Genomic DNA, 21,895 nt, shown 5'->3' with positions numbered 1-21,895 from the left:
ATCTTGTCTTTACCGGTTGCTTCTGCTTCCGGTCGCTGAGCTTCTTCACGGTCGCTCGCGTGGCGGACACCCCCACAGGTCCCCGCCACAAGTTCCCCCACCCGCTTCGGCTGGTGGGGTTTCTTGTTTTCGGCCGCTTGCACGTGCTACGATTCAAGAACCTTCGCAGGGTTCGTGCTTTTGTAGCGCGTGCCATCTTCGACCAGGCCCCCCGCGGCAAACGGGGGGCTTTGTCTTTTCCTAGGGATTCTAGGAAAAGGCCCGGCGACCGTAGCCGCCGGGCTCCCCCTGGGCCACGGCACACACCGAGGCCCCCCCCTCACGGCGAGACACGACTCCCGCCGCAAGCTTCAGACGCTGGGCTTTCGCGAGGTCAGCAGGGCGTAGCCGCCGGCAGCGGTGAGCGCGGCCGTCACGGCGTCGAGGATGACGCGCAGCTCGCCGGCCCAGTTCAGGCTGTCGAGGCTGCCCGTCACCCAGGCGATGGCGACCCGGATGACCAGCGAGACGGCCAGCAGCACGGCCAGGATGCTGGCCTTGGTGGTGGCGTCGAACGGCACGGCCGGCACGCGGCGGGCGGCCTCGGTGATGAGGCTGGCGAGCGGGGCGATGGCCAGCGGCAGGATGGGCGCCACCAGTGGCGCCAGAGTCTTCAGGTCCATGGTGGGCCTCCTATCGGTTGTCCCAACGGGCGCGGCCGTTGCGGACGTCTACGTGCACCCACGAGGGGTAAATGCCGATGCCGCCCTGGGCGAAGGCGGGGATGGCCTCGGCCACCTCTGCAAGCTGGGCCGGCGTGTGGGTCCGGCTCACGACATCGGCGGCCACCCCCAGGACGTGCTGGCTGGCTTTGGCCCCGCCGACCGCGGTGTTGTGCCGGGGGCAGCGGTAGCCCGAAGTGATGCGGATGGGGCCGACCTTGTCCCGCAGGGCCTGGAGGGCGGTGGCAAGCCGGCCCAGCTGGCGCTTGACCGAGGGTGGGAAGTCGGGGCCGCACAGCCCACAACGGCAGCCGAACTCCACCCAGGTGAAGTTCGGCGCGGCGTGGGTGGCGTTGGGGAAGATGGGCGGGGTCATTTGTGCGGCCCTCCGGCGAGCATCGCCCAGGCCGAGCCGATGGCGGTCACGATGCCGGTGCCGATGCCTGCCACCCACTTCACCAGGGCCTCAAGCTGGCCGATGCGCTTGGCGTGATCGCGGATTTGCTCGGCGTGGCTGGGCGTGTCGCCCCCGCCTTTGACGACCTTGGTCAGCTCGGCGACGTCGGTGCGCAGGGACTTCAGCTCAGCCATCATCAGTTGAGCCCAGGACGGTGCGGGGTCTTGGGCGTGAAGGTGCTCGCTCATATGATCTCCCTTCAGGGGGTGGTGTTCAGGGGGCCTACGACGGCTCGGCCACGCCCACGCTTGATGCGGTCGTCCGCATCCTGCTGCGCTTGGCGAGCAAGAAGCTCTTGCCGGTTTTCCCGAATCCAACGCTTTTTGGCCTGACCACTGGCTTTGGTAACGGCGCTGTTCAGACGTTCGCGCTGCACGTCCGGCGACTCCTCGGCGCGATACTCGGGGTTGGCCAGCATCTTACCGATGCGGTTGCGGGCTGCAATGCCTTGGCGCCGAAGCAGCTCCTGCTGCTCTTCAACGGTCAGCGGGATAGGGGCAGACTTGCGCTTGATCTGCACGTCGGTGGAGACGCGGGGCAGGTTGGCTCCGGTGATCAGCACCTCGCGAACGACTGGGTCGTAGTTCTCTCGAGCGAACTGGCCGGCGCCCGCACTGAACGCTCGCCACCCCGTATTGGCGCCGCGCGCATCACCGAGGCCGGTGTAGGCGGTTGGCAGCTCTTCGCGCAGCAGCGGCAGGCGGTTCTGCACAGACTGCACCACCGCAGAATCGAGAGCCCCATAATCAACCGCCCGCATCTCCTCGCTGTCGTCGAGGAACTGCGCCGTCTCTGCCACGATGGTGGGCACGACGGACCCAGCAAGGCTTCCGGCGAAGCGGTTCATCTTCTTGCCGCCCGTGTCGCCCGCCACCTCCACAAACTGCTTGGCGCCCTGCGTGAACGGCTGATCAAGGATGAGGGCCAACACCTGGGCGCCGACCTTGATGCCCCGTGTGGTGCCGTCGAGGTCGCGGCCATCGCGGTTCATCGTGGCCCCCAGGCTCAGCAGCGTGCCGACAGGAGAGAACGGGTTAAGTGGCAGCCACTCGTCACCGACCTTGATGGCGTTCGGCGTGCGGCCTGCCGCCGTGTTCTCCTCACGCCGGTCGGGCTGGTCGGAACCGGTGAGCCGCCCTTCGTCGTACATGCGAGAGCCAAGCCAAATCAGCGAACTGCCCATTGCGTTGCGAGCGAGGCCCTTGGACAGCGCCTTCTGTTCGGTTGGCGTGAGCCACGGGCCGTCCGTCACGCCCTGGACGCGCTCCAGCCTGCGCCGAGCTGAACGCTTGCGAAGCGTCTGCCCAACGGCGAACGGGGTGGCATAATCGGCCACCACCCGGGCTCCGATGCTTGCAGGCGTTTTGACGAAGGGCAGAAACAGATCCATTCCGGCCGTCAGGTAGGCCCCCGTCGAACCGCCCTCACGCGCATCATACTGCTTGAAGCCTTGCTTCAATCCGCTGATGGCGCGGCTGATGGCCGTCTCGTTCTGGAACGTGGCAAACTCCGCGTCGGCAATCGCCTCGAACATCATCTCCTCGGTCGGGTTGTCGGCAAGGCGGCGGATGTTGGCCTCGATCTGCGCTCGGGTCAGCCGCGGCGTGGTGCTTCGGGCCGTGCTCACCACCAGGCTGCGGGCCTGGTCGTCCAGCGAGCGGCGCAGCGCGTAGGCTTTAAAGATGCGGTCCTGCGCCCCCTGGAAGCGCATGATGGTGTTCACGTACTTGTTCAGCGCGTTGCTCGGCGTGTTGACCTCGCGGGGAATGTCGAGAGCGGCGAGCTGGTCTAGCGGCATTCCGTGGACCATCGTCTGCAGCGCCTCCGTCACGCCGCGGCTGCCGGCCTCGTTGATGCCCCGCGCAATGCCGGCCACCCGGGGTGCAAACGTGGTGCGGTTGCCGGTGAACATTCCGAGGAAGGCGTCGGGCACCGCGCCGATGGCGCTCACGATTTCCTCGAGGCCCAGGTTCAGGGTGTTGCTGGCCGTGTTGCGGGCGATGGTCTTCACGCCCGTCAGCAGCCCGGCCTTGCGGGCGGTGCTAAGCGCGTCGATCCAGGGCGTGATGGTCAGCCGGCCCATCTGCTTGGCTAGGTCGATACGCGCCTGGCGCACGGCTTCCCGTGCTGCCGCCTCAGCCGAAGCGTTGCCGGCCGCTTGAGCCGCTTTGAGCTGAGCGTCAGCCTGCTGGCCCCGCACCACGATCTGGCTGATGGTGCTGATCTGCTCGCTCGTGGCGACGCCGCCGGAGGTGCGGTTGGCTCGGGCCAGCCAGTAGTCCACGTCGAACCCCTGGCGGGCCACCATCTTCAGGTAGGCCAGGTCGCGGCCCTTCTGGCTTCGGCTCTGGGTCACGATCTCTTGCAGCCCCATCACGTCCTTCTCAAGCTGCATCAAGCGCGTGGTCTCAACCGTCAGCGCCTGCGGGAGATCGGCAGGGTCGATGGGGTTGCCATCTGCCCCGTTGGGCACGGGGCCGCCGCTCTGTGCCGCTTGGATGGCATTCACGCGCTCCTCGACCAGGATGCTCTCCTCCACGAGCTGCTGCATGTAGTTCTTGGCGGCTTCGTACTCAGCGGCCGTCAGGGATTCGCCGCGCTTCAGCCCCTTGCGGGCCATCTGTTCCACGGCGAACGGGTTGATGTCGGCCGCCTTGGCGCGGAGCTCATCAAAGGGTACCCGCTGCCGGGGATCGCGCCCTTCGGCGCGGAGGCGGGCTACGGTCTGCTCCAGGAGCGCGAGGTGCTTGTCGCGGGCGTCGTCGCTCAGGAAGCTGTACTTGGTCTCGTTGTGGTAGTTCGAGCCGCGCATCTGCCGGATCTGACGTTCCAGGCGTGTGGCGGTCGCCGTGTCTCCCGCCGCTGTGGCTGAGGCGAGGTCGTTCTGAAGGTCGGCAATGGTGATGACCGGGCCGCCCGGCTTGGGGATGACGACCCTCGCATCGTCGAGGCCCTGGACCTCAGCTTCGATCTGGGTGATGCGGGCCGCGTTGCCGTCGAGCTCGGCCTGCTTCCGCTCCTTGAGCAGCTCGCGAATCTTCTGATCGATGGCCGCGTTCATCGCCTTCTGGCCGGGCGTAAACGCCTCGGAGGGGTCGCGGCCCAGCGAGCCGATGCTGCCACGCCGAGGGCCTCCCACGTTGGCGGCGACAGGCGGGATGGACTTCTGGAGCTTGGTGGCATCCTCGATCAGCAGCGACACCTCCGGGCGCGGCGGCAGGGGCGGCATGGCCTCGGGCGTGGACAACTTCTCCACCGAGGCCGGCGGCTCGGGTGCCCCCACAGGCGTGGCCGGGTCGGGCGCCTTGCCGAGCGTCAGGTCCAGCTCGGGCGCACGGCGCGTGGGCAGGGTGGTCGGCGCTTGGGATAGCGCCTCACGGGCGCCGCGCAGGCCGGCGCCCAGGGCCGGCGCCACACGGGCCGCCGCCAGGCCGGCGCCGCCGAACAGCGCATCGGAGGCAGGGTCCGTCACCATCGCCGTCGGCACGGCGGTCACGGCGGCCGTCAGGCCCTCAGCAAACCCAGGCGACCCGGGCAGCAGTCGGGCGGGCTCTTGGAGCACGTCCCGCACGGGAGCCGCCACGCCCTCCACGAACTCCCCGGCGGCCTGTGTGGCTCCCCGCAGCATCGCCCCGGCCCTTTCGCGCGAGGTCAGGTCACGGGCCGCAGGCGTCACGAGGGGGGGCTGGAGGGCCGCGAGCTCCTCGTTGCGTGCCGCCATACGCGTGGCGAGGTCCGGGCTGGTGCGGCGGCGCTTGCGCTCAGCCGTCTCAATGGCCTGCCGCGTGGGGCCGAAAAGCATCTGGGCCGTCAGCCCGGAGCCGGCGACGTCGGTGAACGCCTCGCGGGCCGCACGGGCCAGGCTCGCCGGGCTACCCGGCACGGGCGTCTGGGCCAGCCGCTGCTCGCGGGCCTTGGCCTCGGGCGCCGGCAGCATCGCCCCGTAGAACGGCACGGCAGCCGTCAGCTCGTCAGTCACGGTCGAGCGAGCCGGAGCTGCGGGATCCCAGCGCCGGGCTGCCTTGGCCTGGCGGTCGGCCGCCAAGAGGTCGCCAAAGGAACGCCCCGCCGGTTGGGCGGGGCGTGGGGCGGGGTCTGCGCTGGACTGGAGCACGAGGGGCGGTCGGCCCTTGGTGGCGTCTTTGAGGATCTTGGCGCGCTGGGCGGCGCTGAACTTGGCGAACTCGGGGTCCGCCACCAGGGCGGCGAGTTCCTCGTCGGTCTTAGGCATCGTCACTCTCCAGGCCGTGCTTGGCGTAGAAGTTGCGCATCGCGTCCGAGCTGCGGGCAGGCTCAAAGTGCAGGTGATCGCCCTCGTCGATCACCTCGAGGCCCCGCTGCCGTCCCCACTGGATCAGCCTGGCGCGGTCCTCGGGGCGGGGCACCACGAGGTCGAACGCCTGTCGGTACTGGTGCCACGAGGTGGCCGTGCCACCCGCGTTGGCGTTTCGTTCCTTGGATCGGGCCTTGCTGCTGATCGCGGCCCCCGGCGCCAGCGACACGGCCTGTTGCGCGAGCTTCTCCCATTCGGGCAGAAGGCCGGTGTCGTTGTAATCCTTCGGCGGCATTATTGCGGCGCTGCGCGTTCCCCGGACAGCAGGCGCCGCCTGCCCACTGCCCGGCTGCTCAAAAGGGCGGGTCACGTTGGCGTCGTAGTAGGCCTGCGCCTGCTTTCGCCAGGCGTCAATCTGTTCAGGCTTGGCCGGCGTTCGGAACATCTTCCCGTCCGCATCCTCGCGCATTGGAAGCGTTTTGGACATGGTATTCACGTAGTCCTCGACATACCGGAGACGACCGCTCTCCCACTGCTGGCGCAAGCGTGGCGTATCGTCCCGCTGCGCCCGGGGCGCCGCCTCGCGCGTCGGCCGGGTGACGCCGGGCCTGAGCTCCTGGTAGACGTCGCCCACCCAGCCCATCCGGGGTGCCGCCTCGGGGGCCGGCTTGGGTTGGGCCGCAAGCACCACCTTGCCTGTCCGCGTGTCGATCACGTTCTCGTACGGGCTGGCTTTGAACAGGTCCAGCGCCGGAGCCTTCGGCTTCTCCAGCATCAGACCGCCCCGGATGGCGTCTAGAGTTTGCTCGCCGCCGAAATCCCGGCCCATCTCAATCCGCTTCATCGCCGTCTGGCCGAGCGGCATTGGGCCGATGAAGTCCGGGTTGGGCACCTGGGCCATTACGGGCGCCCCCACGACCGAGGTGTTTGGCAGGTCCACGCCGTACCCGGTCTTCACCGCCTCGCGGAACTTGGGCAGCAGCTCGGCGGCATCCTTGCCCCGACCGGACTGCAGCATCACGCCCCCAAGCTGCTGGTACAGCTTGGCCTGCTCTTTGGCTTCCGCTTTGCCCTGGGTGATGGTGTCGGCCAGTCCGGCGCCGAGGGCGCTGAGCGCGCGGCTCAGGCCATCGCCCTGTTGGCGACGCTGTTGAAGGAGTTCAAGGAATCCCATTGTCGCCTCCTAGCGGTAGCTCGCGCCAGCGGCGACGAGCGCTGGGTTGGCCGTGTAAATGCCCCCAGCGATCATCCCGCCTTTCAGGATGTTCTTCAGGAGGTCGGGCCACTCGTTGGCGTCCATCTCCATCAGGCGCTCGGCCGCGTACTGGTCCACGCCGTTCTGGAGCAGCATCGACTTCACGCGGGCCTTCTGCTCGTCCAGGAGCAGCGGCAGCTTTTGCTGGTCAATGTAACGGCCGAACTCGTCGCGCTGGGCGCTCATCAGGCCTTCTGCCCGGCGCATGTTGAAGTCGGCCCGCTTCTGGGCCGTGTCCATCGTCGCCTGGTTCATGCCACGCTCGCGAGCACCAGCGGCCTCCATCGCCAGCTGCCCCATCATCGCCGCCTCCAGCCCGGTGCCACCACCGCTCATCAGCCCGCGAGACGCCAGCAGCGAGCGCACGCGGTCTCCCCCCTGCCTGTACTGCTGCTCGGCCGTGTTGATGACGTTGTTCCGCAACGCCGCCTCGTAAGCTGCGTCGAACGGCTGCGTCTCCTCGCTGTAGTAGTTCTTGAACCTCGGCGCCTTTTCCATCGCGCCGGGCGTGTAGTCCCTGGCCGCCTGAATCGCAGCCGGCAGGTTGCCCGTTGGGCGTGCCGGCTTGGAAGCCATCGGTGCGGAGGAAGCCACCGCGGCCTGGCCGCCAGCATTTACGCCAAGGGTTGGCGCGATGGCAGAGGGGCTGCCCATCCCGCCGCGCTCGTCGATCACGCGACCGCCAGCATCCAGACCAGGCCTCACCGCCCCCGGGGTCAGCACCGTGCCCACAACCCGTGGGTCGTTCCCCGGCACGTTACCAGTGCGCCTCACGGTGTCATAGACGCTTGCCTGTGGGCTACCGAAAACGGCCCCGTCATCAGACATAGAAGCCGCAAGCGCATTCATTGGATCGTTCGAGCCGGCGCTCTGGTTGCCCAGGACTTGAAGCTTGTAGCCTGCCGTCTTGGGGTTGCTGTAAGTGACAGCAGGGCTGGACATGGCGCCGGTCGCTTGAGGTGTCAGTGGCTGCTGGCCGGCGTCTTCCCACTTGCCACCGCGCCACACCAAGCGCTGGTTCGGGTTGCCGACGTTTGCGCGCATCTCGCCGGCTTGCGCCGCGCCGCGCTGTACGTTGTCCAGTATCAGCTGGTTGATTGCCATCACACGGTCCTCCAGGGAGCAGCGGGCCAGGTCACGTTGTGGGGGTCGGGTTGGGTCGTCACGTCTCGCAGGGCCTGCCGGTAGGCCCGCAGGGGGGCGGTGTCCTCGCCCAGGTCCTCGGCACGCTGGATGCGCCAGTCGGCTTCTAGCAGCAGGTGCACCCGCTTCCGGCGCACCTCGTCCCACGAGGGGATGGCGGCGTGGACGGCGACGAGCTGCTCGATGGCGGCGAGTTCCTCGTCGGTTACATCGTCCCGCGTGGGCAATTCCACAAAGAGCTGGTCGTAGTCCGTCGAAATGCCAGTGATGCCGGGGATGCTTGAGGCGGCTAGGGCCGCGTGCAGCGCCATGAGGTCGAAACGGGCCGTGTTGGGAAAGCTGAGTCTCATAGTTCCACCGCCATCAAGAACAGGGGCCAGTCGCTTCCGGCGTTGACGTTCAAGGTGCCGCCGCTGGCCTTGGCCCGGCACTTGATCAGATGGCGGCCGGCCGCTGCTGAAAACGCACGAATGGCCGCGAGGCCGTAGGTGTCAGTGTCCGTAGACGTGTCATGCAGCCACACCCACTCATCGGGGCCACCGTCAATGCTGAAGCCGAACTCGCCGGTGGCGCCGGCTGAAGCATTGATGTAAAACCACTCGCCGGTGGCAATCAGCAGCAAGGTGCCGCCGTAGGTCGTGAAATCAAGCTGGAGCCCTGTCACGTCTACAGCGGTGCTGGAGGTCGTAGAGAAGCCGGTCGTCGTCCGCACGTAGGCGTGATTGAGCCGCGCCAGCCCGGCGGCTGCACCCGTGACCCGGCCGAGCTTGGAGCTGGCCTCGGTGAGACGCTGCTCAACGCCGAGCATATAGGGGCGTGCCAGTCCTTGGGCGAAAGCTGCCAGGACGCGGGCGTCTTGCAGGCCGCTCACGGCATCGCCTCCCGCTCCTCACCCACCCAGACGCCCAGCTCCTGGACGTCGGCGGCGGTGCTGGTGAGCGTTACGCGCAGCGACACGGAGCGGCCCTTGGTGCCCGATGGCAGCCACCAGGACTGGCGCTCGGGCTTGTTCACCACGGCGCTGGTGCCGGTGAGCGCCGAGCCCACCATCTGGCCGTCCACGTAGGGCTGGATGGACACCGAGCCCGTGAACACGGCCGACACCTTGCGGAACTTCTTGAGGTCGCTTTGCCGCTGCCCCACCCAATCGCCCGTGCGGTACGCGCCGTTGGCGAGGCGCGAGCTGCTGGCCTCCAGGCGGCGCACGGCGGCGGGTGAGTCGGCCGTGCTGCCCGTGTAGATGATGCAGCCATCGCCGATGTGGAAGCCCAGCGCACCCGGGGAGCTCTGCGACATCGCGGTTGTGACGACGCTCCAGCCGGTGGTGCGGTTGAAGCGGTACAGCGCACAAGTTGTTGGGCCGGTCTCCAGGTAAGCCAGGTAATCGTTGTTGTAGTAGTCGGCCCCGTAGCAGTCGCGGAAGTTGGTGGCGGTGTCGCGGTCGACCGTGTAACGCGTGACAGTCTCGATCGTGCTGCCGTCCGTCTGGACGATGCCCTTGTTGGTGTTCCACCAGACAGCGCCGCCCACGTCTACCGCGTAGACGAAGTAGCTCACCTGGCTCGGCTCGGTGTCGTCGATGGTCTGGACGATAGGCAGCCCAAGGATGGCGTCGTCGATGGTGACGGTGAAGGCGCCGCGGGTGGTCGGGCAGATGAAGCGGTTCAGGGCGTAGACGGTGGTTAGGGGGGCATCGGCCACCTGGATGACCTTGGCAGGGTCGTAGATGGCGGGCGTCACCAGAGACAGGTACATCACCGTGCTGCTCTGCGTGGCGGCCAGCAAGACCCCCTCGGGGCTGATGGCGACGTCCCGCAGGCCGGTTGGCATATCGGCGGTGTTGGCGGTCGTCAGCGCCTCGCCCAGGGCGTCGTTGGCCTTGGTGTCGGTGTAGCTCGCGGTCGTCACGTTGGCGGTCTGGGTGACGAGCAGGGGCGTGTCGATGCCGGCGCCCTGGCGGTACAGGCGGGTGCCGACGATCTGGGGGTCGATGATCTTCACGCTCGGGGCCGAGCTGGTGGCGGCCTGGCTGATGGTGACGGTCGTGCCAGAGATGGCCGTGATGTAGGTGCCGGCGGGGATGCCGCTGCCCGTGATGCGCATGCCGACGCGCAGGGGGGTGGTGTCCGCAACGCTCGTGAGCGAGGTGCTGCTGTTGGTCGTGCAGGTGGTGTACGCCTGCGGCAGGGTGACGGCGATGTTCTTGGCGCCCGTGGTCGTGATCGCGGTTGAAGATGCCGGCGGGCTTTCCTGGCCGAGCGCGTTGTAGAAGGTGCAGTAGTAAGTGATGGTGCCGGCTGGCACGCCCGTGCTGCCGGAGGTCGTGGGCGTGCCCAGGGCGGCGGGCGTCATCAGGCCCAGGTAGTCCCAGGTGGGCGGCGTGGCCGTGTCGCTGGTGTACTGGATGCCCGTCAGGTCCGAAGGGAACGGCCCCTCGCCCTTGTGGCTGCGGTAAAGCCGGCCGCCGAACCGGGCGACGGCATAGCGGCCCGTCATCCCCAGCGCCCCGATGCCCCACGGCACAATGGTCTGGCTTGTGGCCGGGACGTAGGTGTCGGTGCCCGTCCACACGCCGGAGCTGAGCGTGGGCTTGGTGTCATCCCGGCGGTTCTGGAGCGAGCCGTCGGTGATGTCCACGCCCGTGGCTTCAACCGCTCCGGCCGGGCCCACCTTGCTGGGGGTCAGGTAGGTGTTCAGGCCGCCGAACTGGTTGGTCAGCAAGACGTACTGCATCACAGGTGCCTGTAGGGGACGGCCGCCGGGTCGGCGTTGAGGAGGCGGGTCACGCGTGCCAGGCAGTCGTCGAGCTGGGCGCGGTACATCGTCTCGAACTCGGCGGCCTTGGGCCGGTCGTTGTCCTCGAAGTTCCGGCGGTAGCACTGGGCGACGGCGTAGTAGACTAGCGCCAGGTGGTACTGGTCGGGGATACCCGTGGGGGTGGCGGTGGTGCTGGCCATCGTGGCGGGCAGGGCCGTGTAGTAGACATAGACCGTGGTGTAGGCGAGCACCGGGTAGGGCCAGAAGCGTACGACCGTGAAGCCGAAGTCGCCGAACACGTAGGCCGTGGGCTGGCTGGCAGCGCCTGCGGTCTGCCGGTCCCACTGGTAGGGCAGGCTGGCGGCACTCGCCATCGGCACGCGGTAGCCGTTGACCCAGACGGACTCCAGCTCGTGGAGGTCGCTGGGCACGGTGTAGAACGCGTAGGCCTTGTCCGTCAGCGTGACGCCCATGTTGGTCGCGGTCCCCTCAGCGCTCATGGTGAGGGTCGTGCCATTGATGGCCGCGACCGTCGTGCCGTCCGGGATGCCCGTGCCGTAGATGAGCTGCCCCAGGCGCCAGCGGGTGGGCAGCGAGAGGCTGGTCACGTCCTTGTTGCCGAGCGTCACGTTGCCGGTGCCGAGCGTCTCGAAGGTGGTGTTGGCGCTGAGCGGGCTGCTGTACTTGCGCATGCACTTGGTGCGCTTGGCAAAGTCCTGGGCGGCGTCGTTCAGGTACTGGTCGATGAGCGCGGAGGACCATTGCGAAAAGGCCGAGTCCTCGAGGAACTCGGCCACGCGGGTGCGAAGTTGGAGCAGGTTCACGGTGTGACCTCCAGCCAGAGCTGGTCGGGTTCAGACCAGGCGTAGAGCTTGCCGTCGGTCGGCATCGGGGTGGGCGGCTGCCAGAGGCACGTGGCCTCGTCCAGCGTCCACGAGGGGTAGGGCTGCGGCGGGATGAAGGCGTCGCGTGTCTCGTCGTAGCTGAAGCCGATGCCCGCGTAGTTCTTCCGGTAGGGCGTGCCGCCCGTCAGGTGCTGGCCGCCCTGGGTGTTGTAGCTGGTGCGCTTGGCCCCGTAGTAGGCCTCCCAGTCCCAGGGCTGGCCGTCGGGGCCGAGCTCGTGCTCGTCCTTGCCGACGAAGACCTGGGTGACGATGTTGTGCTCGTTGAGGATCGCGTAGTGTGCCATCGCCGCCTCAGTTAAAGGTCACGGTGTCAGACGCGCCGGCTGCCGTGATGGTCGTGATTTTGAAACCGCCGGAGGTCGAGGTGCTGGAGGTGACGCCCGCGGAGAAGGTGGCCGTGTAGGTGTCTAGGTACTTCAGGATGACGACACCTGAACCACCGTTGCCCCCGTTGGCGATTACATTCCAGGCACCACCACCGCCGCCGCCGCTGTTTGCCGACCCATTTGATCCACCGGTGGTTGAGCTGGTGGCTCCATTTCCACCACCGCCCGAACCACCCGAACCGCCGGTGCCAGCTTGCGATCCGCCACCGCCACCAGCATAGTAAACGGAGGATCCAGAAATGGACGATTGGACGCCCACGCCGCCGGTTCCGGCCGGACCTTGGCCGCCTACGGCGCCAGCTCCACCGCCGCCGGACCCACCACTTACGGATGCTGGTATAGCACCACCGTCGCGTCCTTCAACTGGTGAATAAGAACCGCTATTACCAGTCCCAGGCGCCTGAGTTCTATTATCGGTGGTGTATCGCGAGCCACCGCCACCAGAACCACCGTTTCCAGCGGTGAGTCCCGATGAATATGCCCCTGAACCGCGGCCACCTCCAGAAGCTGAAATAGTTGCAAAAGTTGAATTATTACCGTTTGAGCCGTTTGTCGTGTTTCCGGTTCCTCCGCTTCCAATTGTTACTGCGTAGGCAGTTCCCCTTGAACAATTGCTTGTTCCTTCCCGAAGCCCACCGGCGCCACCGCCGGCTCCAACCGATGATGATCCAGCGCCGCCACCGGCAACAACCAAATAAGTTACGCTAAGCGCCGGCCACGTCCCGGCTCTTTGGTAACGGCACTGTTCAGGCAAGCCCCAGATACCCGAGGCAACTGAAGTAGTCGGCGTATTTGCCTTGCCAATGATTCCGCCGTTCTGCCGAATCGGCATTAGCTGATTTCCTCGTACACGCAGACCACTTTAAGGTCTGATGAGCTGCCCGCCGTCGCCCCAAGACTGCGGTCTTCTTCAAGATAGAGTGCCGTGCTGCGGTCAATGACGACGAGCGAGGCGTCGGCCGGAACCGACACGGTGCTGGCGATCTCGGTGGCTGTACCGCCCAGGGCAGCGGCCGAGTAGTAGTTGATGGTGATGTCGGCCGCGTTGGTGCCATCTACGTTGGAGACGATGAGCGACACCACACGCAAGCACTTGTTAGAGCTGGCCGCGTTGCTCAGAACCGACGTGGCGCTGGTGGTCGTCAGGCTGACGGTCGCCACCTTGCCGGTGATGGTGGTGGGGCTGGCGAGGTTGGGCGCGGTCATTTAGAAGCCTCCAAAGAGAAGCGCAGCGGCGAAGGCGTTGCCTGTCCCGCCAGACGGTGTGTCCCAAGACAAGGTGCCGGAGCCATCGGTCTTGAGGTACTTGTTGGTGTTGCCTGTCTGCGATGGAAAGTCGGTCACGTCGCCAACCGTCAGCGTGTCCCAGGCTGTGTCGTAGTTAGTGCCGCTGTTCTTCTTGAGGTACTGCCCGGTCGTGCCGCCCGTGGCGACACCTGCGCCTGGGTCGCCCTGGGGCCCTTGAGGCCCCGTTGGGCCTTGCGGCCCCGTGGCACCCTGTGGACCTGTGGCACCCGTCGCGCCGGTTGCGCCCGTCAAGCCGATGGACGCCACGAGATCCCAATAGGCCGTCTGCGTGTCTGGCTGCTTGTTGGTGCCAGCCTGCGTCGCGATGTAGGTGGAGCCGTTGTACTCCACCAGGTCATAGGCGACGTAGGCCGTGCCGCTGTTCCAGACGCCTTGCCAGTCCACGCCTTGGCCTGCGGCGCCCGTGGCGCCGGTCGCACCCGTTGAACCCGTGGCGCCCTTCTGGGCCATCAGCGACCAGTAGGTGGGCTCGGTGTCCGGCTGCTTGTTCGTGCCGCTCTGGAGGGCGATGTAGCTCGAGCCGTTGTACTCGACGACTTCATCGGCGGCGTAGGTGATTGCAGAGCTCCAGGCGCCCTCCCAGGTGAAGGCAGAGCCGCCGCCCCCGCCGCCGGACGAGCCGCCTGAGATGAAGAAGGGGACGCCGGAGGACTGCATCAGCGGGTGCCCTTGTAGATGGTGACGCGGCAGCCGACAGAGCCAGCGCTGATGACGTAGAAGGCGGCGGGGTACTTGCTGGCGATGGCGAGCACCTCGCCGTCCGTGACCTTGGTGCCGGTGGACGTGGTCACGCCCGCGTCGCCCAGGTACACGTCGCCGCCCAGGGGCTGGATGGTGAAGCCCACATAGGCGCTGTCGGCCTTCGTGGTGATGGCCGCTGCGGTCGTGGTGGCCGTGACGGCCGCTTGGGTTTCGGGGCTGTTGAAGAACACGGGTTCCTCCTGAAAGAGCCGGGGCGGCAAGAGTGCCGCCCCGATGGTGAAGAGGTTGAGGGTGGGCGTCGTCACGACTACGCGAGGTCGACGTTGTCGGCCGTGCAGAGCAGGACGAGCTGCACGAGGCCGGTGGCCGTCGCGCCGCCGACCGTCAGCTTGATGGTGTCGTTGGCCGCGTACGTCTTGAGGATCTTGAGCTGGGTGCCGGCTGCGGACGACGTGGACGTGGCGGCGAGCAGGGCTGTCGTGCTGTCGCTGTCACCCACCGCGATGGTGGTGGACGAGCCGAGCGCGGCGTTGATGAGCTGGCCGCCGATGACGGTCACGCCAGCCTGGATGGGGCACATGTTGATGGTGTCGCCCGACTCCACGCTGGCGAGCGTGAACGAGGTGACGATGGGGAAGACGCCCTTTTCCTGGTACTTCGCGGGGACGCCGGGCTGGGCCAGCGTGGCGGTGTAGGTCGTAGGCATTGGTTACTCCTTCAGGCCCTTGCGGGCGCGGGTGGTGCGCGTGGCGGGGGCCTCCACCGTGGCGGGCTCGGGCTCGCGCACGGTGAAGGTGTGGCCTTTGATCGCCGCCAGGACGGCCGCGACGGGGGGCGCCACCTCGACCTGGGCGTCCCGGGCGAACGTGGTCGGCCGGTATCCCAGGTGCAGGGTGATGCTGGCGTCGGGTCCTTCGTAGACGGCGATCACGGGGCCTCCTAGATCGCGGTGTAGGACGAGTAGACGCTGAAGGCGCCGTGGTCCTTGCCGTTGAACTGGAGCTTCTGGACGCCGAGCAGGGAGGCGACCGCGAAACCGACCTGGTTGTCGAAGTCGAACTCCTTCTCGGTGTAGCGCCAGGAGCCGCCACCGCCGGCCGACGCGCCGGTCTCCTTGCCCTTCACCCAGGCGCCGGCCTGTGCGCCGAGGATCTGGGCCTGGGCGACGGGCACGTTGCCGGAGGACGTGAAGAGCACGCCCGCGGGGTTCGTGACGAGGATGAGGTTCTTCCAGGTGCCGAGGGCGCCCGTGAAGAGCGGGTTGTCCTTGCCGCGGTCGGCCGCGAACTGCTGGGCCGCCACAAAGTCCGCGTCTTGGAACAGGTCATACGCCTGCTCGGGCGTGATGACGCAGAGGAAGCGGCCCTGCGGGTCGATGGGGCGCATCGGGATGCCGCTGTTGATGAGCAGCTGCACCTTGACGATGGCCTTGTCGAGCAGCGACGCGGTCATCTTGTCGGACGCCGTGAGGCCCGCCTGGGAGGCCTGCGAGCCGGCCCACAGCTCGTGGGTGGCGTCGGGCGCGCGGAGGCTGTTGCCGCCGAACCCGGTGAACGAGGTGGGCAGCACGGTCAGGGTGCGGGTGCCGCGACGGCCCGCGAGCATGATGGTCATCAGCTCGGAGACGAAGTCCTTGGCCCACACGCCCAGGGCGTAGCCGGCCTGCTTGCGCAGGTCGATGGCGGAGCGCTGCTCGGTCATCCGGCCAGCGATGCGGACGGCGTTGCGCTTCTGCCCGAGGTACAGGGTGTCGGCGTAGTAGCCGAGCGACTCCTCGTTGCCCTCGAGGGTGGCGTCGTTGTCCACGCCCTGGCTGTTGAGCTTGGAGAAGACGTGCACCTTGACGGTGTCGCCGGGGCGGTTGGCGAGGTCAGAGACGACCTGGATCGCCGAGGTGGGCGACTCGCCCATGTAGCTGGCGAAGAAGTTCTGCCGCTCTGCGTACTGGGAGATGACCTTCTCCTGGACGTAGATCGGATTCAGGGATGCGCTGTTCGCGACAATGGTCTCAGCCATTGCGGGCCTCCTGCTCTAGCGAGCGGTCAGCCTCCCGATGCTTCGAGCAGGCGCCCATAGGCCGCATCCCAACCGCGGCTGCCGGGGTCGAGGTTGAGCGCACGGAGCAGCTCATTCTCGGGGGCGGCGTCCACGGGGGCGGCGGCTGCAGGCAGGTGCCCGATGCCACGGGAGGAGGTGGGTGTCTGGGGACGGGTGCGCGGGGCGAGCTCCGCGAGGCGGGCCTGCACCTTGGCCTCGACCTGGGCGTCTAGCTCGGCGGGCGTCAGAAACGCCTGCTTCGCCATCTGGTAGGCCCAGAGCGCGGGGTTCGGTTGCTGCGCCGCCAGGCGATCCACGACGTCGGCGCCGAGCTGCTGGTAGAGCTTGCCGAGCTGGGCATCGAAGTCGGAGTACGTCTGGCGGGCCAGGTCTGCGCTCATCTGCAGGCGGGCCGTGTGGGCTTGCGCCTCGGCCTGCTGCTGATACTCGCGCTGCTTGGCTTGGAGGACCTGGGCGAGCGCATCGGGATCGTCCGCGTACGCCTCGAGCTGCTGCCGGAACTGAGCCTCTTGGGCCGCCTGCTGCTGCTGCGCGATCCAAGCCCGCATCTGCGCCTGCTCGGCTTCCACGGCCTGGAGGTGCTCCCGCAGCGCCCGCGCCTGTTCGCGCTCACGCTGAAGGGCCACCTTCAGGTCGCCAGGACCGTCAGGGTTGAATGCAGGCTCAGCCGGCACAGGGTCGGCGGGAGCTTCGGGGGCAGGTTCCGGGGCCGCCTGGGGCGCAGCCTCCTCGGCGAGAGCAGGGGCCGCCGTTTCCTCAACGGCTGGAGCTTGGGCCTCGTCAGCCATCGGCGTCGCGCCGAGAGCCGCCTCGTCGTTGGAGCTGTAGATGGTCTCGTCCAAGGTGCCTCCTTGCCACCCACCGGCCCCTCGCCGGCTGGAGTCTGGGGTGGCGTGACCTGAGCCCCGGCCGGTCCCTCACCGGCTGGAGTTGACGGGGCGCAGGAAAACGGCCGCCCCCCGGAGGAGGCGGCCTGCGTATGCGTTGGGGATGTCGTCTGTGGGTTACACGAGGATGTAGTGGATGTAGGCCGAGCCCACAAGGCCAGCGGACGCGCCGCTCGCCACGCTGGCCGTGACCCACTTGCCGGAAGCCAGGCGGCCGGCGGACTTGCCGTTGGTCCCCTGGTTCTCGATGTTGTCGAGGACCGCCGCCGTGGCGACGCTCTGGCCGTCGAGCAGGTTGTCCGCCGAGGTCGTGGCGCTGGTCGCCGTCACGCCGACGTCCACGGTGCAGGCGGCCGACGAGGCCGTCGTCACGTCGATCACCACGCGCTCAACGATGATGGCGCCCGCCTCGGGGTTGGCCCAGGCGAACACGCCGCCGGCCGTGTCCACGGCAGCCAAGGCGACCTTGGCAACCTTCACCGAGCGGTCGAACGTGACGGAGCCGGCAGCGTTCTGGAGGTTCTCCAGAATCTGCATGTCGAGGTCGCCACCGTTGCGGCGGATGACGTCCTTTGCGACGAAAGACATGGGGTGCCTCCTTACGCCGCGTCAGGCGGCAACGCGACGCCCTCCAGCAAGTTGGTGCCGGTGGGCGGGGGTGGGATCAACGGGGGCTCGCCGGGCTGCGGGCCGGGTGGCGGCAGCTCGGAAGCAGGTGGCGGGGGTGCCTGAGGGTTCAGCGCGGCCTCGGCCTTGGCGGCCATCTCGTCCTTGCCGGGGAAATCGCTCATCCGCAGGATGTCCGGCACGATGGCGACCTTCGCGGGGTCGGGCAGCATTCCGATCAGGTCCGTGGCCTGCTGCATTGCCACCTGCCGCTCGGTGCTCGTCTCGGCCTGGTCGTCGATCTTCAGGTCGTAGCGGAACAGGCTGTTGATGCCCACGACCGCCCGGCCCACCCACGAGACGTCCGCCTCCGGGGGCGCGCCCACCTGACCGAGCGCCGCCTTGCGCAGCGCCTCCTGGTTCTCGTTGAGCACCGAGCGCTCGACGATGCGGCTCCACTTCTCCGGGCTCCAGTAGTGGATGGCAAGCGCCAGCATCAGCTCGCCGCAGCGCTGGCGGAACTGGCGCCAGTTGTCCCACAGCTCGCCGAGGTTCACGTTCTGCTGGGCGATCTGCATCGCCTTCGCCCGGCCGCTCTTGGCGGTGCTGTCGGGGTCGCCGTAGGCCGTGGCGTTCTGCCCGGCCAGGTCGTCCACCTCGCGGCGCGACGTCTCCATCAGGTTCATCCAGCCGCCGAGGTCGCCCTTGTCGCTGCCCATCTGCACGCCGCCCAGGTTGTTCACCTCGAGGGCGAAGTTGGAACGCGCCAGCATCTGCGCCACCTGCTGCTCCGTGTGGCTGCCGCCCAGGGCGTCGCGCTGGTAGACGAACCAGCGGGACCGCATCGACTCGTTAGCGCGGCTGCGGTTCACGTTCAGCTCGCGCTGCGGCCACAGCATCGTCTCGACCAGGCCGTACGGGCGCCGGTTGTGGTCGCGGAACGCCCACAGGCAGACGTACGGGTAGGTGCGGAGCGGCAGCTCGGACTTCTCCGCGGAGAGCAGCCGGTCGCCCGCCATGATGGCGCGGTAGAAGCACTTCATCCGGCCCTGCATCACGCGGGCGCCGAGCTGCAGGGCGTAGAGCGCGAGGGGGTCGTTGCCGTCGTAGTCCACCTGCTCGCCATCGGGCAGCATCAGATAGAGCTCCTGCTTGTACTCCCACCAGTGGTGCTCGCGCAGCAGCACGCGCGGCCGGCGGGTCGTGGTGTCCAGCTCACCGATGAGGCCGCGCCCGTACGTGCCCGTGTCCACCTGGCCGTAGTCGAAGGCCACCTGGTCCGTGAGGTCGTCCTTGCGGTCCACCACCGCCAGGCGCAGCGCCTCTTCGTGCTCCGGGAACGCCTGGATGGCGAGGTCCAGGTCAACCTCCTTGCGGCGGATGAGGTAGCGGAAGTCGGAGAGGTCTTCGGCCTGGCCGAAGGGATCGACGAGCATTTCGTCCCAGGGGACGAACTCGCAGTAGACGGGCTCGCGGGTGGGGTCGCTCTCGTCGTAGCCCACCTCGGCCCAGCCGTACGGGCCGATGGCCGCGTTCTTGAAGCAGCGGCTTTCCGTCTGCTGGAAGTTCGTGGCGTCCTCAAGGTACTTCGCGCCCCGCGTCGCGGCCTCGGCCGTGAGCACGTCGTTCTCGCCGCGCGGCAGCACCTTCCACGAGAGGCGCATGTCGCGCTGCTTGCCGCTCACGTTGTTGATGGCCTTGAAGACCTGGTTGATGACGACGGGCGGGCGGCCCTCGCGCTTCAGCTGCTGGATCTGCTTCTCGTCCCACTGCTCGCCCGCGTAGAACCGATGCGCCTCGCGCCCGCGCTTGGTCACGACGTGCTGCGAGGGCTTGGCCTCGCGCCACTGGGCCACGAGCTTGGAGGTCAGGCCGGGCGTCAGCGGGATGGCCTCGCCCGTCTCGGTCGCCACCTGCGGGGCCATCGGGGCGCCCATCACGTCCAGGTCGTCCATCACGCCCACTCCCAGTTGACGTCAGCCGCCACGCGGCGATCCGCGTAGGCGTCGGGGCGGGCCTGCTTCGGCCGCGGCCCCCACGGGCGCTTGAGGCAGAACGCAGCGAGGGCGTCGTACGCGTGGTCCTCGCCCGTTGTGTCCACGTCCTCGGGGTTGTGCGCGTCGTACTCCAGCGCCGGCAGCGTCCGGCACAGGTGGACGCACGCCTCGCCCGCGATCACGAGGCCCGGCGGCTGCACCAGCTGGCCGTCGGCGTTGCGCTTGTAGGCCAGGCGCTCGTGCACCGCGATCTTCTTCGCGCGGCGCGAGCCCGGCCCCGCAGGCCACTCGGTGTGAAACACGCCGTGACGCGTGAAGCTCTCCGCGATGGGACGCCCGCCGCCGTGGTCGCGGCGCCCCACGTCAAACAGGTCCGGGCCCGTCCAGCCCGTGACCTCCTTCTCGCCCGCGTGCCGTTCGATCTCAGCGACGCGCCGCGCCACCTCCTCGGGCTCCAGGCGCAGGCCGACGTTCGCCTGCACGCCGCCCCGCGCGTCGAGCTGAACGCCGTACCACTCGCGGTAGACGTGCGCGCACCCCTGCGAATCCACCGCGATCCACAGGATGGCAAACGGCCGCGCGTACCCCCAGTCCATCACGCGGAAGCGCGGCCACTCCGAGGGCGGCGCGTCGCCACCCCACAGCGCCTGGCACTGCTCGCGGGTGAGGACGTGGACGCCCGCGTCGAGGCGGAACACGCTGCCCTCGTAGGCGTTCCAGTCGCCCTCGAGGAGGGCGCGGCGGTCGGCCTCGGGCAGGGCTTCGAGGCGCCGGCCGTAGTCCGTCACGGCCAGGTGCGGGTTGTCGCTCAGCGTCGAGGCGATGAACACCCGCGACGTGCCGGTGGCCGCGTCCTGAAACACGGTGCCCGCAGGCGCCGGGTCCACGAAGCGCGCCTTCACCCACGCGTGACCGCGACCGCCCGGGTTCGCCGTCGCCCGCACGCGCGGCTGGATGCCGGGATCGGTGGTGCGGACGCGGGAAAGCAGGTAGGTGTAGGCGAACTCCGAAAAGTGCGTCACCTCGTCCCAGCCGACGTAGCTGTACTCCTGGCCCTGGTAGCGGTAGACGTCGTCGTCCTGGGCGAGATACCCGAACTCGATGACGGCCCCGTTCGGGAACTGCCACGCCTTCTCCTGCTTGTTGAAGCGGGCGCCGGACCAAGCTGAGGGGTAGATGTCGCGGCTGCGCGTGATCAGCTCGCGCAGCTCGGGGAACGAGCGGCGCAGCAGAAGCGCCCGGTACTTCGGCCGGTGCACCTGGCGCAGCGCGTCCACGAGCAGCGCCTCGCTCTTGCCGCCGCCAGCCGCGCCGCCAAACAGCACCTCGTACACGCGGCTTTGAAGGAAGCGCGTCTGCGGTCCCGGGTTGGGCGCCCAGGGAGCTGCAGTCTCAACGACCGCGCTCACGGCTGCGGGTCCTCTTGCGGCAGCAGCACGCCGATGCCATCGGGCGTCTTGCTCTCGTCGGTCGCCTTCGCGGCGAGGGCCTCGCGTTGGAGTTCGAGGGCAGCGCGGTTGTGCTCGGCCTTCTCGAAAGCGGCCATTCGGCGCTGGACCACATCGGCGGCCCGGAGCGCGGCATCCATATCGCCCGCGAACTGTTCGCCTTCGAGGGCGGCACGCAGCGGGCGCATCATCAGGCCCATCATCAAGCCGAGCGTCTCGTTCGCGTTCTGGCGAATGGCGGCGCCCATCGCGGCGCCCAGGCCGTCAGTGTCCGCAAGCCAGCGCTGAATGGTCTTGCGGTCGCAGCCGGCTTCTTCTGCCGCGGCGACCTGCGTCAGACCCATTCCGAGCAGTTTGGCGACCTTTTGCTGTTGAGGCGTGAGCTCGCGCATGGGACTGCGACACCTTGAGACACGAGAAAGGCGCCACCCACAGCGGACAGCGCCTACACCGAGCCGGTGTTGACCATCACCAGCTCTGCTCGCTGCGAGTCCAGCATCGCCGCCTGCTCATCGGTCAGGATCGCCACCGTGATGGCCTTCCCGTTCACCTCGAGCACGCCGAGCTGCAACCCGCAGACTTCCACCTGGGCCTCGCTGACACTCATCACGCCACTGAGCGGACAGCCCTGAGGACTCAGGTAGTACGCCCAGCGATACGACGAGGACACGCCTCAGCCCTCCAGATACGCGAAACGCCCACCCCGTGGGGCAGGCGTAACTCGTCACTCTGTAGCGTAGCAGCCAACTTGCTGCCGTGCGTGGTTCACCCGTTGTGCATGTGCGGTCAGTGCCTTGCCAAACCGTTGCCCTCACGCGCGCCCGCGCAATATTGGGGCCGTGCGGTCCCTCTAGGTTCCACCGACCGGGGTGACGCTCGCCGCTGGGCCCCCGAACAAGTTCGGGGTGTGTCTCTGCGTCACCTTCCAGTGGCAGGGTGCCCCGCCCTGGCGCTTCGCTTGACGGACCTCCGGTGGATGGGGGCACCCGTCCGCACCTAACCTAGAGTCTAG

24 protein-coding genes are annotated in these 21,895 nt (G+C 68.0%); 1 reads left to right on the top strand and 23 read right to left on the bottom strand.

The features are described from left to right. Positions 1 to 350: 350 nt before the first annotated feature. Genes VKP62_06465 through VKP62_06415 form a run of 11 tightly spaced genes read right to left on the bottom strand, consistent with a single transcriptional unit; the run spans position 351 to position 11,775 of the window. Positions 351 to 662 (bottom strand): hypothetical protein, encoded by a 312-nt coding sequence (locus VKP62_06465; protein MEB3196831.1) that lies wholly within the window; start codon positions 660 to 662, stop codon positions 351 to 353. 10 nt (positions 663 to 672) lie between these two features. Further along, a complete protein-coding gene (locus VKP62_06460; protein ID MEB3196830.1) occupies positions 673 to 1,077 on the bottom strand; it encodes a D-Ala-D-Ala carboxypeptidase family metallohydrolase in 405 nt (134 codons plus the stop codon). Continuing rightward, positions 1,074 to 1,346, bottom strand: a complete 273-nt coding sequence (locus VKP62_06455; GenBank protein ID MEB3196829.1) for a hypothetical protein — start codon at positions 1,344 to 1,346, stop codon at positions 1,074 to 1,076. Before VKP62_06455 ends, VKP62_06460 begins: the two co-directional genes overlap by 4 nt. Positions 1,347 to 1,357: 11 nt before the next feature. Beyond that, the gene (locus tag VKP62_06450; protein MEB3196828.1) at positions 1,358 to 5,389 is read right to left on the bottom strand and encodes a hypothetical protein; all 4,032 of its coding nucleotides are present in this window, start codon (positions 5,387 to 5,389) and stop codon (positions 1,358 to 1,360) included. Continuing rightward, positions 5,382 to 6,605, bottom strand: coding sequence for a hypothetical protein (locus VKP62_06445; protein ID MEB3196827.1), 1,224 nt, complete (start codon positions 6,603 to 6,605; stop codon positions 5,382 to 5,384). The genes VKP62_06450 and VKP62_06445 overlap by 8 nt, the downstream gene beginning before the upstream one ends. Positions 6,606 to 6,614: 9 nt before the next feature. Beyond that, a complete protein-coding gene (locus VKP62_06440) occupies positions 6,615 to 7,790 on the bottom strand; it encodes a hypothetical protein (protein ID MEB3196826.1) in 1,176 nt (391 codons plus the stop codon). After that, a complete protein-coding gene (locus VKP62_06435) occupies positions 7,790 to 8,179 on the bottom strand; it encodes a phage tail assembly chaperone (GenBank protein MEB3196825.1) in 390 nt (129 codons plus the stop codon). Before VKP62_06435 ends, VKP62_06440 begins: the two co-directional genes overlap by 1 nt. Next, entirely contained in the window at positions 8,176 to 8,700 is a 525-nt protein-coding gene (locus VKP62_06430; protein MEB3196824.1) for a hypothetical protein, read from the bottom strand. The genes VKP62_06435 and VKP62_06430 overlap by 4 nt, the downstream gene beginning before the upstream one ends. Next, positions 8,697 to 10,562, bottom strand: coding sequence for a hypothetical protein (locus tag VKP62_06425; GenBank protein ID MEB3196823.1), 1,866 nt, complete (start codon positions 10,560 to 10,562; stop codon positions 8,697 to 8,699). Before VKP62_06425 ends, VKP62_06430 begins: the two co-directional genes overlap by 4 nt. Beyond that, on the bottom strand, positions 10,562 to 11,410 hold the full coding sequence (locus tag VKP62_06420; protein ID MEB3196822.1) for a hypothetical protein: 849 nt from the start codon (positions 11,408 to 11,410) through the stop codon (positions 10,562 to 10,564). The genes VKP62_06425 and VKP62_06420 overlap by 1 nt, the downstream gene beginning before the upstream one ends. Further along, on the bottom strand, positions 11,407 to 11,775 hold the full coding sequence (locus VKP62_06415) for a hypothetical protein (protein ID MEB3196821.1): 369 nt from the start codon (positions 11,773 to 11,775) through the stop codon (positions 11,407 to 11,409). Before VKP62_06415 ends, VKP62_06420 begins: the two co-directional genes overlap by 4 nt. Between VKP62_06415 and VKP62_06410 the strand changes: the two genes are divergently transcribed. Further along, on the top strand, positions 11,769 to 11,894 hold the full coding sequence (locus VKP62_06410; protein ID MEB3196820.1) for a hypothetical protein: 126 nt from the start codon (positions 11,769 to 11,771) through the stop codon (positions 11,892 to 11,894). The two genes, VKP62_06415 and VKP62_06410, sit on opposite strands and share 7 nt — an antisense overlap. A gap of 814 nt (positions 11,895 to 12,708) precedes the next feature. Here VKP62_06410 and VKP62_06405 read toward each other — a convergent pair. From VKP62_06405 to VKP62_06350, 12 genes are all read right to left on the bottom strand, one after another. Then, entirely contained in the window at positions 12,709 to 13,083 is a 375-nt protein-coding gene (locus VKP62_06405) for a hypothetical protein (GenBank protein MEB3196819.1), read from the bottom strand. Then, positions 13,084 to 13,842 (bottom strand): carbohydrate-binding protein, encoded by a 759-nt coding sequence (locus tag VKP62_06400; GenBank protein MEB3196818.1) that lies wholly within the window; start codon positions 13,840 to 13,842, stop codon positions 13,084 to 13,086. After that, positions 13,842 to 14,192: a hypothetical protein gene (locus VKP62_06395; protein ID MEB3196817.1), complete on the bottom strand. Its 351-nt coding sequence runs from the start codon at positions 14,190 to 14,192 to the stop codon at positions 13,842 to 13,844. Before VKP62_06395 ends, VKP62_06400 begins: the two co-directional genes overlap by 1 nt. A 2-nt stretch (positions 14,193 to 14,194) precedes the next feature. Further along, positions 14,195 to 14,593 carry a hypothetical protein gene (locus VKP62_06390; GenBank protein ID MEB3196816.1) on the bottom strand — a complete coding sequence of 133 codons (399 nt, stop codon included), beginning with the start codon at positions 14,591 to 14,593 and terminating at the stop codon, positions 14,195 to 14,197. Positions 14,594 to 14,596: 3 nt separating this feature from the next. After that, a complete protein-coding gene (locus tag VKP62_06385) occupies positions 14,597 to 14,818 on the bottom strand; it encodes a hypothetical protein (protein MEB3196815.1) in 222 nt (73 codons plus the stop codon). An 8-nt stretch (positions 14,819 to 14,826) separates the two neighbouring features. Next, positions 14,827 to 15,903 (bottom strand): N4-gp56 family major capsid protein, encoded by a 1,077-nt coding sequence (locus VKP62_06380; GenBank protein ID MEB3196814.1) that lies wholly within the window; start codon positions 15,901 to 15,903, stop codon positions 14,827 to 14,829. A gap of 26 nt (positions 15,904 to 15,929) precedes the next feature. Continuing rightward, entirely contained in the window at positions 15,930 to 16,787 is an 858-nt protein-coding gene (locus VKP62_06375) for a hypothetical protein (protein MEB3196813.1), read from the bottom strand. 162 nt (positions 16,788 to 16,949) lie between these two features. Further along, positions 16,950 to 17,420: a hypothetical protein gene (locus VKP62_06370; protein ID MEB3196812.1), complete on the bottom strand. Its 471-nt coding sequence runs from the start codon at positions 17,418 to 17,420 to the stop codon at positions 16,950 to 16,952. Between the two features lie 11 nt (positions 17,421 to 17,431). Next, a complete protein-coding gene (locus VKP62_06365) occupies positions 17,432 to 19,393 on the bottom strand; it encodes a hypothetical protein (GenBank protein MEB3196811.1) in 1,962 nt (653 codons plus the stop codon). Further along, a complete protein-coding gene (locus tag VKP62_06360; protein MEB3196810.1) occupies positions 19,393 to 20,769 on the bottom strand; it encodes a phage terminase large subunit in 1,377 nt (458 codons plus the stop codon). Before VKP62_06360 ends, VKP62_06365 begins: the two co-directional genes overlap by 1 nt. A 71-nt stretch (positions 20,770 to 20,840) precedes the next feature. Then, positions 20,841 to 21,275 (bottom strand): hypothetical protein, encoded by a 435-nt coding sequence (locus tag VKP62_06355; protein ID MEB3196809.1) that lies wholly within the window; start codon positions 21,273 to 21,275, stop codon positions 20,841 to 20,843. A 53-nt stretch (positions 21,276 to 21,328) separates the two neighbouring features. Then, complete coding sequence (locus tag VKP62_06350) at positions 21,329 to 21,553, bottom strand: hypothetical protein (protein ID MEB3196808.1); 225 nt, start codon at positions 21,551 to 21,553, stop codon at positions 21,329 to 21,331. Positions 21,554 to 21,895 lie beyond the last annotated feature (342 nt).

It is taken from the genome of Candidatus Sericytochromatia bacterium, assembly GCA_035285325.1.
Taxonomy (GTDB): Bacteria; Cyanobacteriota; Sericytochromatia; order S15B-MN24; family JAQBPE01; genus JAYKJB01.
Note: the sequence above shows the minus strand (reverse complement) of the source record. Positions and strands in the feature narration are given on the sequence as shown.

What these genes read in the sequence shown, in the direction of transcription:
- VKP62_06465 (MEB3196831.1), bottom strand. Translation starts at nt 662, where the DNA reads ATGGACCTGAAGACTCTGGCGCCACTGGTGGCGCCCATCCTGCCGCTG.
- VKP62_06460 (MEB3196830.1), bottom strand. Translation starts at nt 1,077, where the DNA reads ATGACCCCGCCCATCTTCCCCAACGCCACCCACGCCGCGCCGAACTTC.
- VKP62_06455 (MEB3196829.1), bottom strand. Translation starts at nt 1,346, where the DNA reads ATGAGCGAGCACCTTCACGCCCAAGACCCCGCACCGTCCTGGGCTCAA.
- VKP62_06450 (MEB3196828.1), bottom strand. Translation starts at nt 5,389, where the DNA reads ATGCCTAAGACCGACGAGGAACTCGCCGCCCTGGTGGCGGACCCCGAG.
- VKP62_06445 (MEB3196827.1), bottom strand. Translation starts at nt 6,605, where the DNA reads ATGGGATTCCTTGAACTCCTTCAACAGCGTCGCCAACAGGGCGATGGC.
- VKP62_06440 (MEB3196826.1), bottom strand. Translation starts at nt 7,790, where the DNA reads ATGGCAATCAACCAGCTGATACTGGACAACGTACAGCGCGGCGCGGCG.
- VKP62_06435 (MEB3196825.1), bottom strand. Translation starts at nt 8,179, where the DNA reads ATGAGACTCAGCTTTCCCAACACGGCCCGTTTCGACCTCATGGCGCTG.
- VKP62_06425 (MEB3196823.1), bottom strand. Translation starts at nt 10,562, where the DNA reads ATGCAGTACGTCTTGCTGACCAACCAGTTCGGCGGCCTGAACACCTAC.
- VKP62_06415 (MEB3196821.1), bottom strand. Translation starts at nt 11,775, where the DNA reads ATGGCACACTACGCGATCCTCAACGAGCACAACATCGTCACCCAGGTC.
- VKP62_06405 (MEB3196819.1), bottom strand. Translation starts at nt 13,083, where the DNA reads ATGACCGCGCCCAACCTCGCCAGCCCCACCACCATCACCGGCAAGGTG.
- VKP62_06400 (MEB3196818.1), bottom strand. Translation starts at nt 13,842, where the DNA reads ATGCAGTCCTCCGGCGTCCCCTTCTTCATCTCAGGCGGCTCGTCCGGC.
- VKP62_06390 (MEB3196816.1), bottom strand. Translation starts at nt 14,593, where the DNA reads ATGCCTACGACCTACACCGCCACGCTGGCCCAGCCCGGCGTCCCCGCG.
- VKP62_06380 (MEB3196814.1), bottom strand. Translation starts at nt 15,903, where the DNA reads ATGGCTGAGACCATTGTCGCGAACAGCGCATCCCTGAATCCGATCTAC.
- VKP62_06370 (MEB3196812.1), bottom strand. Translation starts at nt 17,420, where the DNA reads ATGTCTTTCGTCGCAAAGGACGTCATCCGCCGCAACGGTGGCGACCTC.
- VKP62_06365 (MEB3196811.1), bottom strand. Translation starts at nt 19,393, where the DNA reads ATGGACGACCTGGACGTGATGGGCGCCCCGATGGCCCCGCAGGTGGCG.
- VKP62_06355 (MEB3196809.1), bottom strand. Translation starts at nt 21,275, where the DNA reads ATGCGCGAGCTCACGCCTCAACAGCAAAAGGTCGCCAAACTGCTCGGA.